General features: G+C 65.4%; 14 protein-coding genes and 1 tRNA gene. 12 read left to right on the top strand and 3 right to left on the bottom strand.

What is annotated here, in order from left to right; genetic code table 11:
* Nucleotides 1-56: 56 nt before the first annotated feature.
* The 12 genes from RIL96_RS13005 to RIL96_RS12950 all read left to right on the top strand — a co-directional run bounded on the left by RIL96_RS13005 (nt 57) and on the right by RIL96_RS12950 (nt 8141).
* On the top strand, nt 57-716 hold the full coding sequence (locus tag RIL96_RS13005) for a CoA transferase subunit B (protein WP_310549445.1): 660 nt from the start codon (nt 57-59) through the stop codon (nt 714-716).
* Nucleotides 717-900: 184 nt separating this feature from the next.
* Nucleotides 901-1209 carry a 50S ribosomal protein L21 gene (gene rplU / locus RIL96_RS13000; protein WP_310549444.1) on the top strand — a complete coding sequence of 103 codons (309 nt, stop codon included), beginning with the start codon at nt 901-903 and terminating at the stop codon, nt 1207-1209.
* Nucleotides 1210-1262: 53 nt separating this feature from the next.
* The gene (rpmA, locus tag RIL96_RS12995; protein ID WP_310549443.1) at nt 1263-1520 is read left to right on the top strand and encodes a 50S ribosomal protein L27; all 258 of its coding nucleotides are present in this window, start codon (nt 1263-1265) and stop codon (nt 1518-1520) included.
* 159 nt (nt 1521-1679) lie between these two features.
* Nucleotides 1680-3233, top strand: coding sequence for a GTPase ObgE (gene obgE / locus RIL96_RS12990; RefSeq protein ID WP_374761895.1), 1554 nt, complete (start codon nt 1680-1682; stop codon nt 3231-3233).
* Nucleotides 3230-4375 (top strand): glutamate 5-kinase, encoded by a 1146-nt coding sequence (proB, locus tag RIL96_RS12985; RefSeq protein WP_310549442.1) that lies wholly within the window; start codon nt 3230-3232, stop codon nt 4373-4375. The genes obgE and proB overlap by 4 nt, the downstream gene beginning before the upstream one ends.
* A gap of 52 nt (nt 4376-4427) precedes the next feature.
* Nucleotides 4428-5747: a glutamate-5-semialdehyde dehydrogenase gene (locus RIL96_RS12980; protein ID WP_310549441.1), complete on the top strand. Its 1320-nt coding sequence runs from the start codon at nt 4428-4430 to the stop codon at nt 5745-5747.
* Between the two features lie 130 nt (nt 5748-5877).
* Complete coding sequence (locus tag RIL96_RS12975) at nt 5878-6066, top strand: hypothetical protein (RefSeq protein ID WP_310549440.1); 189 nt, start codon at nt 5878-5880, stop codon at nt 6064-6066.
* Entirely contained in the window at nt 6063-6731 is a 669-nt protein-coding gene (gene nadD / locus RIL96_RS12970) for a nicotinate-nucleotide adenylyltransferase (protein ID WP_374761896.1), read from the top strand. The genes RIL96_RS12975 and nadD overlap by 4 nt, the downstream gene beginning before the upstream one ends.
* Nucleotides 6728-7279 carry a hypothetical protein gene (locus tag RIL96_RS12965; protein ID WP_310549438.1) on the top strand — a complete coding sequence of 184 codons (552 nt, stop codon included), beginning with the start codon at nt 6728-6730 and terminating at the stop codon, nt 7277-7279. Before nadD ends, RIL96_RS12965 begins: the two co-directional genes overlap by 4 nt.
* 36 nt (nt 7280-7315) lie before the next feature.
* Entirely contained in the window at nt 7316-7678 is a 363-nt protein-coding gene (gene rsfS / locus RIL96_RS12960; protein ID WP_310549437.1) for a ribosome silencing factor, read from the top strand.
* Nucleotides 7679-7727: 49 nt separating this feature from the next.
* Nucleotides 7728-7800, top strand: a tRNA-Ala gene (locus tag RIL96_RS12955).
* 89 nt (nt 7801-7889) lie between these two features.
* Nucleotides 7890-8141, top strand: a complete 252-nt coding sequence (locus tag RIL96_RS12950) for a hypothetical protein (RefSeq protein WP_310549436.1) — start codon at nt 7890-7892, stop codon at nt 8139-8141.
* 114 nt (nt 8142-8255) lie between these two features.
* On the opposite strand, the gene RIL96_RS12945 is transcribed toward RIL96_RS12950, so the two are convergent.
* From RIL96_RS12945 to RIL96_RS12935, 3 genes are all read right to left on the bottom strand, one after another.
* A protein-coding gene (locus RIL96_RS12945) for an IS3 family transposase (protein ID WP_374761894.1) occupies nt 8256-9451 on the bottom strand; the annotation gives its coding sequence in 2 pieces (ribosomal slippage) (nt 8256-9170 and nt 9173-9451; 1194 coding nt in all).
* A gap of 271 nt (nt 9452-9722) precedes the next feature.
* Entirely contained in the window at nt 9723-10304 is a 582-nt protein-coding gene (locus tag RIL96_RS12940; protein ID WP_310549435.1) for a hypothetical protein, read from the bottom strand.
* Nucleotides 10305-10417: 113 nt separating this feature from the next.
* Nucleotides 10418-11115, bottom strand: a 698-nt coding sequence (locus RIL96_RS12935; RefSeq protein WP_310549434.1) for a TCP-1/cpn60 chaperonin family protein, incomplete at its 5' end; no start/stop codon positions are given.

Below are 11115 nucleotides of genomic sequence, written 5' to 3'. Positions count from 1 at the left end.
GTAGTCCTCTGCGCCATCATCGCCTGCCTACGCACATAGGAGACACGCCCTAGAGGATGAGTGAGCAGAACCGGCCGCGCGGCCGCAGCCGGGAAGAGATGGCGGCCCGTGCCGCACAGGAGCTTCCCGACGGTTCCTACGTCAATCTCGGGATCGGTATGCCCACACTGATCCCCAACTACATTCCGGACGAGCGGACGGTGGTGCTGCAGTCGGAGAACGGAATCCTCGGTGTCGGGCCGTATCCCACGGCTGAGGAGGTGGACCCGGATCTTATCAACGCGGGCAAGGAGACGGTCACGGTGCGGCCCGGCGCCTCCTTCTTCGACTCTGCCGTGAGCTTCGGCATGATCCGTGGCAAGAAGATCGACGTCGCCGTGCTCGGGGCGATGCAGGTGGCGCAGAACGGCGATCTGGCCAACTGGATGGTTCCGGGAAAGATGGTCAAGGGGATGGGCGGGGCGATGGACCTGGTTCACGGTGCTCGCCGAGTGATCATCCTGATGGATCACACCGCCAAAGACGGTTCGGCCAAGATCGTCCCGCAGTGTACGCTTCCGCTGACCGGGCGCGGTGTGGTGGATCGGATCATCACTGATCTCGCGGTGATCGACGTCGAGCGCAGAGACGGACAGCCGACGCTGCGGCTGATCGAGACCGCACCGGGAGTCAGTGCCGAGGAGGTCCGTGAGGCCACGGCCGTGGAACTGGTCTGAGAGTCGCGACACGGTGGCGCCGTGTCAGTTGCCGTTGAGGCTGCCCATCCCGTAAAGTAGACCCCTGGTGTCATCGGCACCCCTACGTCTTCTGCGCCCGCCTGAGGCTTCTCCATGAGGTCACGCACGGCCGGGCCGGATCCGAGTGAGTCAGTTTATCGTCATCGAGAGAAGTGAGTCCCAAGTGGTGTACGCGATTGTCCGCGCAGGCGGCCGCCAGGAGAAGGTTTCCGTCGGAGACCTCGTGACCCTCGACCGCGTCTCCGCCGAGGCAGGCAGCACCATCGAGCTGCCGGCAGTGATGCTGGTGGACGGGGACCAGGTCACCACCAAGGCAGAGGACCTGGCCAAGGTCACGGTCACTGCCGAGGTCCAGGAGAACCTCCGCGGTCCGAAGATCGTCATTCACAAGTTCAAGAACAAGACCGGCTACCACAAGCGCCAGGGTCACCGTTCTGAGCTGACCCGCGTGAAGGTGACCTCGATCGCCTGATCGGGATCTTCCCGCAGACCCCTAATCCATCCAGCTGAGAGGCAGGCAGAGCTATGGCAACAAAGAAGGGTGCGAGCTCGACCAAGAACGGTCGCGACTCGAACGCGAACTTCCTCGGCGTGAAGCGCTTCGGCGGCCAGACCGTCAACGCCGGTGAGATCCTGGTCCGCCAGCGCGGCACCAAGTTCCACCCCGGCACCAACGTCGGACGCGGCGGGGACGACACGCTGTTCGCCCTGTCGGCGGGCGCCGTGGAGTTCGGCAGCCGTCGCGGCCGCAAGGTCGTCAACATCGTTCCGGCCGCCCAGTAAGGCAGGCCGGAGAGCACACGAGGGCGGACCGTACGCGGTCCGTCCTCGACGTGTCTTAACAGCTCATCCGTTCACGTGTGAACTCCTCACTGTCCCGCCCGGCGGAAACGGTCCGGTGAATCCCCGCCGTGTCCGCCGAGAACTTCAGGAGTACCGCTGATGGCCCATTTCGTCGATCGCGTCGTTCTGCACGCCGCAGGCGGCGACGGCGGACACGGCTGCGTGTCCGTGCATCGGGAGAAGTTCAAGCCCCTGGGTGGACCTGATGGGGCCGACGGCGGCGACGGCGGCGACGTCGTGCTCGTCGTGGACCCGCAGGAGGCCACTCTGCTCGATTACCACCACCGTCCGCACCGCACCGCGGAGAACGGCGGAGTGGGGGAGGGCGGTCTGCGCCGAGGACGTCGTGGCGCCCCGCTGCATCTGCCTGTGCCGGACGGCACAGTGGTCAAGACCCGTGACGGTGAAGTGCTGGCGGACCTTGTCGGTGTGGGTGCCCAGTATGTGGTCGCTGCCGGCGGGCAGGGCGGTCTGGGCAACGCGTCTTTGGCCTCGAAGAAACGCAAAGCGCCCGGCTTCGCGCTGCTGGGCATCCCGGGGGAGCGTCGGGAAGTCGTGCTGGAGCTCAAGAGCGTGGCCGATGTCGCGCTCGTCGGCTTCCCCTCGGCGGGGAAGTCCTCACTGATCGCGGCGATGAGTGCGGCGCGTCCGAAGATCGCGGACTACCCCTTCACGACACTGGTTCCCAATCTCGGGGTGGTGGAGGCCGGAGGTACGCGGTTCACCGTCGCCGATGTGCCCGGGCTGATTCCCGGTGCGGCGGAGGGCAAAGGCCTGGGGCATGAGTTCCTCCGGCATGTTGAGCGCTGCGCGGCCCTGGTCCACGTCCTCGACTGCGCGTCCTTGGAGACCGATCGTGATCCGGTCAGCGATCTCGAGGCGATCGAGGCTGAGCTTGCCGCCTATGCACCGGATGCGCTGGAATCTGGCGGAGAAGCCGACGGGCAGGCGGCGGTGCCGCTTCATCAGCGCCCGCAGCTGATCGCCCTGAACAAGACCGATATGCCCGACGGCGCGGAGATGGCGGAGATGGTCCGGGACCAGCTCATCGCCCGCGGCTACCGGGTCTTCGAGGTCTCTGCGCTGAACCGTGAGGGCCTGCGTCAGCTCGGGTTCGCCATGGCCGAGCTGGTGGATCAGGCTCGCGCCCAGCGCGAGACCCGTAGCGCACCGGTGCAGGTCACAGTGCGGCCCCAAGCCGTCAATGAACGCAGCTTCACCATCACTCGCGAGGAACGCGGAGCCGAGCCGTTGTTCCGTGTGCGCGGGGATAAGCCGGAGCGGTGGATCCTGCAGACCGACTTCTCCAATGATGAGGCCGTCGGGTACTTGGCTGACCGGCTCGCCAAGATAGGTATCGAGGACGAGCTCTACGCGGTAGGAGCCGCGCCCGGAGATGACGTGGTCATCGGCGGTGAGGACGGTGTGGTCTTCGAATGGGAGCCCACGGTCACCACCGGAGCCGAGCATCTGGCGGCACCGCGGGGCAGTGATATCCGCTTCGAAGAGACCTCCCGGCCCACCCGTGAGCAGAAGCGCGCTGACCAGCAGGCCCGCCGCGAGGCCCGGGCACGGACCCGTGCGGAGATGGACCTGGAGTACGCCCGCAGCCAGGAAGGCTCCGACGGCAACGACGAGGACGGCACGCGATGAGCACACCGCGTCTGCGTGACTCGTTCATCACCTCGCAGGCCGATCTCGTCAAGGCTCGGCGTCTGGTGGTGAAGATCGGTTCGTCATCGCTGACCACTCTGGACGGCGGCATCTCCGTCGCGGCTCTTGAGCGGTTGGTCGATGCTCTCCAGACGTTGCGGACTCGCGGTACCCAGGTCGTCCTGGTCTCCTCCGGGGCCATCGCCGCCGGGCTCGCCCCGCTGACGATGGGCGTCCGCCCGCAGGACCTCGCCGGCAAGCAGGCGGCCGCCGCCGTGGGACAAGGTCTGTTGATGGCTCATTATTCACGCACCTTCGGCCAGTACGGCGCGGTGGCGGCGCAGCTGCTGCTGACGGTCGAGGATCTCATCCGTCGCAGCCAGTACACCAACGCGCTGCGCAGCATCGAGCGTCTGCTGAGCATGGGTGCGGTGCCGATCATCAACGAGAACGATGCGGTGGCCACCCATGAGATCCGCTTCGGCGACAACGATCGGCTCGCCGCGCTGACTGCGAACCTCATCCACGCCGATGCCCTCATCCTGCTCTCCGACGTCGATGCCCTCTATGACGGGCCCCCTGCCGAGGGCGGTACTGCTCTGCCGGTGATCGACGGACCGGAGGCGCTGGCGGCAGTACGTCTGGGCGGCAGCGGGAAGGCCGGGCTCGGCACCGGAGGGATGGTGACCAAGGTCGGGGCGGCTGAGATCTGCACGAATAACGGAATCCCCGCCATGCTCACCTCGGCTGACCGTGCTCCGGAGCTGTTCGCCGGTGAGGCTGTGGGTACTTTCTTTACGGCACGTGGTCGTCGTCGTGGTGCCCGATCGGCGTGGCTGACGCACCTGGCCCATACCGAGGGCCGTGTGGTCGTTGATGCCGGGGCGGTCTCTGCGGTGGTCGGGCGCCGTCGCTCACTGCTGCCGGCTGGCATCACCGCCTGTGAGGGGGTCTTCGAAGCCTCTGATCCGGTGGATGTCGTCGGGCCTGACGGCGTCGTCGTGGCCCGGGGCATCGCCTCGTACTCGTCCCAGGAGCTGCCCCGGATGATGGGGCGGACCACCGCTGCACTGGCTGAGGAGATGGGGCCAGACTATGACCGCCCGGTCATCCACACTGATGACATGGTGCGGCTGGGCTGAAAGCAGGGTAGGGGCCGCCTCTGGGGCATGGCGGGCGAGGTAGGCTGGGCCCATGGTGGATACGGTGGAGACTGACGAGACGGTCATCGGTGACCTCCACGAGGTGACCCAACGAGCGCGGACGGCCTCCCGTCTGCTGGCCCGATTGGACCGGGAACAGAAGGACCGCACGTTGTCTGCGGTGGCCGACGGCCTCCGGGAGTCTGCGGCGGCGCTAATCGAGGCGAACGGCAAGGATCTTGAGCGTGGGCGCACGGCCGGATTGAGCCGGGCACTGTTGGACCGGCTCACCTTGGACGAGCAGCGTATCGAAGCGCTGGCCCGTGCGGTCGAGCAGGTGGTCGCTCTGGACGATCCGACCGGACGGACCGTCCAGGGACGCACTCTGCCCAATGGAATCCGCCTCTCCCAGGTCACGGTGCCTTTGGGTGTGCTCGGTGTGATCTATGAGGCCCGGCCCAATGTCACCGTCGATATCGCGGCGCTGGGTCTGAAGTCCGGCAACGCAGTGGTCCTGCGCGGAGGCTCCGCGGCCAAGACGACCAATGAGACGCTGCTTTCCGTCATCCGCCAGGCGCTGCGGACGACGTCGGCGCCGGTCGATGCGGTGCAGTCGATCGACCGCTTCGGCCGGGACGGTGCCACCGCGCTGATGGAGACCCGCGGGTCCGTGGATGTCTTGATTCCGCGGGGTGGCCGTGAGCTGATCCAGCACGTGGTCCAGAATTCGCGGGTCCCGGTGATCGAGACCGGTGAGGGCAACGTGCATGTCTACGTCGATTCCTCAGCTGATCCGCAGATGGCCCGCGACATCGTCCTCAACGCCAAGACGCACCGGCCCAGCGTGTGCAACACTGCCGAGACGCTGCTGCTGCATCAGGACGCCGAAGAAGCCGGTAGGGAGTGCCTGCGGGCATTGCACCACGCCGGGGTGGTGCTTCACGTCGACGAGCGCGCCCGCTCGTGGATCCCGGCGGAGAAGCCGGGGAATCCCGCGGAGGAGGACGGACCGGCACGTATCGCTGAGCTGACCGACGAAGATCTCGGCCGCGAGTATATGGACCTGGAGATGGCGGTGCAGGTCGTCGATGATCTGGACGCAGCACTCGAGCATATCCGTATCTGGAGCACCGCCCACACTGAGGCGATCGTCACCGATTCGGTGATGGCGGCCGAGCGGTTCCTTGCTGAAGTCGATGCCGCGGCGGTGATCGCCAACGCCTCGACCAGGTTCACCGATGGTGGTGAGTTCGGCCTCGGTGCAGAGGTCGGGATCTCCACGCAGAAGATGCATGCGCGCGGACCGATGGGGATGGGGGAGCTGACCACGACCAAGTGGCTCTTGCGTGGTGAGGGGCAGGTCCGCGGCTAGTACGCCGTGGCGCGGGGTGCCGCGTCGGGCCCCACAGGCGGAATGTACCGTAGACTGTCCCGTGAAATGACTACCGAGGGGTGTCACCAGGTGCCGGTGCCCGGTACACATCCGCCGATGAGGGAGAGGCATGTCCGATCTGACTTTCGCCGCACTGCTGCTCGCGGCTGACGATGCTCACGTCGTCAACGAGCTGTTCATGCCGACCAAGTGGTTCGGCATCATCATGTTCATCGTGCTGATGACTCTGTTGCTGGTGACCGTCATGTTCTCCAGCAAGGGCAAGCAGCTGCCGCCGAGGGAGCATGAGGACCACTGAACGCAGTGACTCCTGCTGATGCACGGGCCGCCGGTCGTCGATCTCGCGTCGGCATCATGGGTGGCACATTCGATCCGATCCACCACGGTCACCTCGTCGCCGCCAGTGAAGTGGCTGCTGAGTTCGATCTCGACGAAGTCGTCTTCGTCCCCACCGGTGAACCCTGGCAGAAGGCCGGCCGTGAGGTGACGGAGGCTGAGCACCGGTATCTGATGACCGTGGTGGCAACGGCCTCTAACCCGCGATTCACTGTGTCCAGAGTGGACATTGACCGTGGCGGGCCGACGTTCACCATCGACACGCTCCATGACTTCAAGCGATTGCGGCCCACAGCTGATCTGTTCTTCATCACCGGTGCTGACGCGATGGCCCAGATCATGTCCTGGAAGGACGTGGAGGAGCTGTGGACCCTGGCCCATTTCGTCTCGGTGACCCGCCCCGGGTACTCCTCCGAGGATTATGGGCGCAGCCATCAGATCTCATTGAAGGAGATCCCTGCGATGGCGATCTCCTCCACGGACTGCCGCACCCGGGTGCGTGCCGGTAAGCCGGTGTGGTACCTGGTGCCCGATGGGGTGGTGCAGTATATCGCCAAACATCGTCTCTACCGTGAAGAAAGCGACAGGTCTGAACTGAGTCAGAGTCCGATGGAGGTGCCCAGGTGAGCGAACACGCGCAGAGGGATGTGCCCGCCGAGAAGCTCTCTCGCCGAGAGCTGCGCCGTCGTCGTGAAGCTGAGCATCAGGCACTCGTGGCCGAGGGTGACGGCGCCGATGCCATCGGCGAGGCGGTCTCGGCGGAAGATGCCCCGGCCCAGGCTGCGTCGGCCGAGGAGGCGTCTTCTGGGGATGTGCCCGAGTACACGGAGGATCTGCGCAGCCTCCAGGAGGAGATCGCAGCGTCCTCCACGGATGACCCGACCTATGTGGACCCTGAGCTGCTACGGCGCCAGGAGGAGATGGCTGCCCGTGCCCTGCGCGAGAACCGGGCGCGCCGCGATCTGCTGCCTGAGGCCGAGGCCGTCGCTACAGGCGATGAGGAGACCTCAGTGCCCCCTGTTGAGGCGACTGGGGCCCACGGGCTGGATCTGCAGTCCGCTGCTGATGAGTCATCCCGCTCCGCCGCACGCCGCTCACAGCTGATCGGCCTGTTGATCGTTGTGATCCTCATCCTGCTGGTAGCTGTTGGTGTTGTACTGTTCATCCCGCGCTGATCCGCGGTATCGCCGAATGTCAGGAGAATCTGCCCCGTGACAGTCCCCGAACCCGTACTGGCCGAACTGCGTACCGCTGCCGCGGCCGCCCAGGACAAGCTGGCGACCGAGATCGTCGGCCTGGATGTGGGGGAGCGCGTGGGTATCACCGATGCGTTCCTGCTGTGTTCCGCACCCTCTGAACGTCAGATCAGTGCCGTGGTGGATGAGATCGAGGACCGCCTGAAACAGGAGCACGGATCGGCCCCGCTGCGCCGTGAAGGCCGCGACTCCGGCACCTGGGTGCTGCTGGATTACGGGCATATGGTCATCCACGTCCAACACGAGCAGGAGCGTGTCCTCTACGGCCTGGATCGGCTCTATGCGGAGGTCCCGAAGCTCGATTTGCACACCTTATAGAGCCCCTACTACAGTGTAGGAGTTGCCGAGGCGACGAACAGATGAATACGGGGGTATGGCGCAGCTGGTAGCGCGTCTGCATGGCATGCAGAAGGTCACGGGTTCGAGTCCCGTTACCTCCACCGTGAAATGACTGATATGACGGCGATCCTGGGGGAGCGTATCCCCCAGAATCGCCAAAATATCCCCCAGAGTTCCCTACTCTGGCGATTTGGCAAGTATCGAGCGACGGCCGCGCAAAAACGGCGACACCGAGGCCGCGGCTTGGGCTCTCGCTTCTCGCTCTTCCTCGGCGCCGAGGCTTCCCGAGATCGCTCACGCCTACGTCGGCCGCCTTGTCGACGTGACTCCGTTCACGATCGGCTTCTACCGGACCGTGATCGAGCACCGGATCCGACCCCGCCTCGACGTGCCCATCGACACAGCTAACGAAGACGACGATTCCTCCCTCGCATCAATCTGACAGGCGGCGGAACGGCATTCGTAGCGCCGTGCAGTAGGACACACTGGTATAGGTGGCGCCTGGGAAGGTCGCATGGGGCTGATGCAGGAACTGGTGACAGGTTCGGTTTCCTGTTCAGGCCGCTAGTGTCAGCGCCTGCGTGAGCAGTTTCTCCTCATAGGCGATCGGGGTCAACTTCCCCAGACCTTTCTGCTTCCTCCTTCGGTGATACGTCCGCTCAATCCACCGCACGATCCTCAGTCGCAGCTCTTCTCGGGTGGCCCAGGGCTGGGCATCGAGGACGTTGTTCTGCAGCAGCGAGTAGAAGGACTCCATGGCCGCGTTATCCCCGGCCGCGCCGACTCTGCCCATGGATCCGACCAGGCTGTGGTGCTCCAGCGCGCGGAGGAATGTCTTTGCTCGAAATTGAGATCCGCGGTCGCTGTGGACGATGCATCCGGCCACCTCAGCACCCGTCCGGCGGCGGTTGGCGATCGCGTTATTGAGCGCACGTACAGCCAATGACGCCTTCATCCGGGTATCGATGGAGTAGCCGATGATCCGCCGGGAGCAGGCGTCCTTGATCGCACACAGATACAGCTTGCCCTCACCGGTGTGATGCTCGGTGATATCGGTGAGCCAGACCTCGTTCAGCGACTTCACGGAGCTGAACTGCCGCTGCACCAGGTCATCGTGGACAGGCGGACCGGGGCGGGTGCCCTTGCCCTTCTTCCTGCGGCTGATCACAGAGAACACCCCCTGGGAGCGGCAGAGCCGCCACGCGGTCCGATGCGCCATCGGGTAGCCGGGCTCTTCTGCTTCATCGGCGAGGTATCGGTACCCGAACTCAGGGTCATCGCGGTGGGCATCGATCAGCGCGTTGAGCCGGTGGGCCTCTTCCCATTCCTGATCCGTCACAGGATTGGCCAGCCACTGGTAGTAGGGCTGGCGGGCGATCTTCAGCACCCGGCACGTTACCGCCACAGGGATTCCCGAGGCGGCCAGATCGCATACGAGCGGGGACTTCATTTTGACCGGATCTGAGCCTGCCCGAAGTAGGCAGCGGCCCGTGGCATGACCTCCAGCTCTTGCTCGAGGACTTTGATCCTGCGGTTCGCTGTCCGCAGCTGCGCCTTCTCATCACTGGTGGCACCGGGCTTGCGATCAGTAGTGTTGCCGGCGTCGAGGTCGGCTTGGCGCAGCCACTTGTTCAAAGTGCCGACATGGATCCCGAAGTCCGAGGCGATCTGGGAGATCGTGGTGTTCTCATCCCGGTTCTGAGCGAGCCGGACAATATCGTCGCGGAACTCTCGGGGATAGGGCTTAGGCATGATGACAATCCTTCCAGGCCAACCATCGGCTAGCCAGATCAGTTGTCACCTATCCCTGCATCAGTTGTCTTCCGGCTATGGTCTGCCCCGGCTCCGTGAGCGGATCGCGCTTCTCGATGGCAGGCTGTCGGCTGACCCCAGGGGAAGACAGTGGCGGACGCAGATCACGGTTCCCCGCAGTTGATCCGGGACCGCAGGACTGACCGGGGCTGCCGACCATATGGCCGATGGCAGCCATGGAGACTTATGGTGCCCCGCTGAACGGGGACGCTCAGGAAGCCGGAGAGTTCCGCGTCCTCAGCTGTTCCAGCTGGGCGGCCACGCGGCCGGCGTCGGGCGCTGAGACGTAATACCACTCAGCCAGGCGTGGGCTTCCGCCGATGCTGATCTCGCCGCTGCGGACCGCCTGGCGGAACTCCGGCCGGATCTTCACCAGCAGCGTCTCAGAGCCGGCCAGATAGCCGATACGGCCTCCGCCCATGAGCTTCCAGCCGACGTCGAAGCTGCCTCCGTGAGGTGCCTCCTCGATGGAGGCGATGGCTTCCCAGGGGAGGTTCCGACTGACCACATGCCCCATGGACATGGTGAGCCCGTCCTCGGCAGTGGCCTCCAGATGGACCACGCAGGCCTTCACCAGCACCGTGCACAGCAGGGCCGAGGTGCCGATGACGCTGAAGGTCAGCACCAGGCCGGCCAGGCCGGACTCCTCCGGGACCAGCAGGAAGACCGTCAGCACGATGAGCGCACTGAAGCCGAGCAGGCCGTAGATGAACACATAGGCCGGGCGTTCGGGCTGGCTGAGCGTGCTGACGGCGTCGGGGTCGGCGGCAGGGGAGTGGTGCGAGTAGTCCATGCCTCCATTCCATCAGACGCGCGGAAAGTCCTCCCGACCACGAGGAAGGCCGGCCCGGGATCATATCCCGGACCGGCCTTCTCACAGCCTGAAGAAGCTTCAGAGCGAGAGGATCACTCCTCTTCCTCGTCCTTCTTCTCGACCACCAGGGTCTCAGTGGTGAGCACCAGGGCGGCGATGGAGGAGGCGTTCTGCAGAGCAGAGCGGGTCACCTTCACCGGGTCGATGACGCCGTCGGCGATCAGGTCACCGTAGACGCCGGTCTTGGCGTTGAAGCCGTGGTTCGGCTCCAGCTCCGCAACCTTGGAGGCGACCACGAAGCCGTCCTCGCCGGCGTTCTGAGCGATCCAGCGCAGCGGCTGCACCAGGGCACGCTTGACGATGCCCACCGCAGCAGCGGCGTCGCCGGAGAGTGCCTTGACCCCAGCGTCCTCATCCAGGGAGGAGAGCGCGTTGATCAGCGCGGTGCCGCCGCCGGCCACGATGCCCTCTTCCAGGGCCGCGCGGGTGGAGGCCACGGCATCCTCGATGCGGTGCTTGCGCTCCTTGAGCTCCACCTCGGTGGCGGCGCCGACCTTGATGACCCCGATGCCGCCGGCGAGCTTGGCGAGGCGCTCCTGGAGCTTCTCGCGGTCCCACTCGGAGTCGGTGGCGTCAGCCTGGGCCTTGATCTGAGCGGCACGTGCGTCCACGTCCTCCTTGGAGCCCGCACCGTCGACGACGGTGGTGGAGTCCTTGGTGACGGTCACGCGGCGTGCGGTGCCGAGCACCTCGGTGCCCACCTGGTCCAGCTTCAGGCCGAGGTCCGGGG

The sequence above is a fragment of the Nesterenkonia aerolata genome, assembly GCF_031470965.1.
GTDB lineage: Bacteria > Actinomycetota > Actinomycetes > Actinomycetales > Micrococcaceae > Nesterenkonia > Nesterenkonia aerolata.
Note: the sequence above shows the minus strand (reverse complement) of the source record. Positions and strands in the feature narration are given on the sequence as shown.

What these genes read in the sequence shown, in the direction of transcription:
- RIL96_RS13005 (WP_310549445.1), top strand. Translation starts at nt 57, where the DNA reads ATGAGTGAGCAGAACCGGCCGCGCGGCCGCAGCCGGGAAGAGATGGCG.
- rpmA (WP_310549443.1), top strand. Translation starts at nt 1,263, where the DNA reads ATGGCAACAAAGAAGGGTGCGAGCTCGACCAAGAACGGTCGCGACTCG.
- obgE (WP_374761895.1), top strand. Translation starts at nt 1,680, where the DNA reads ATGGCCCATTTCGTCGATCGCGTCGTTCTGCACGCCGCAGGCGGCGAC.
- proB (WP_310549442.1), top strand. Translation starts at nt 3,230, where the DNA reads ATGAGCACACCGCGTCTGCGTGACTCGTTCATCACCTCGCAGGCCGAT.
- RIL96_RS12980 (WP_310549441.1), top strand. Translation starts at nt 4,428, where the DNA reads ATGGTGGATACGGTGGAGACTGACGAGACGGTCATCGGTGACCTCCAC.
- RIL96_RS12975 (WP_310549440.1), top strand. Translation starts at nt 5,878, where the DNA reads ATGTCCGATCTGACTTTCGCCGCACTGCTGCTCGCGGCTGACGATGCT.
- RIL96_RS12940 (WP_310549435.1), bottom strand. Translation starts at nt 10,304, where the DNA reads ATGGACTACTCGCACCACTCCCCTGCCGCCGACCCCGACGCCGTCAGC.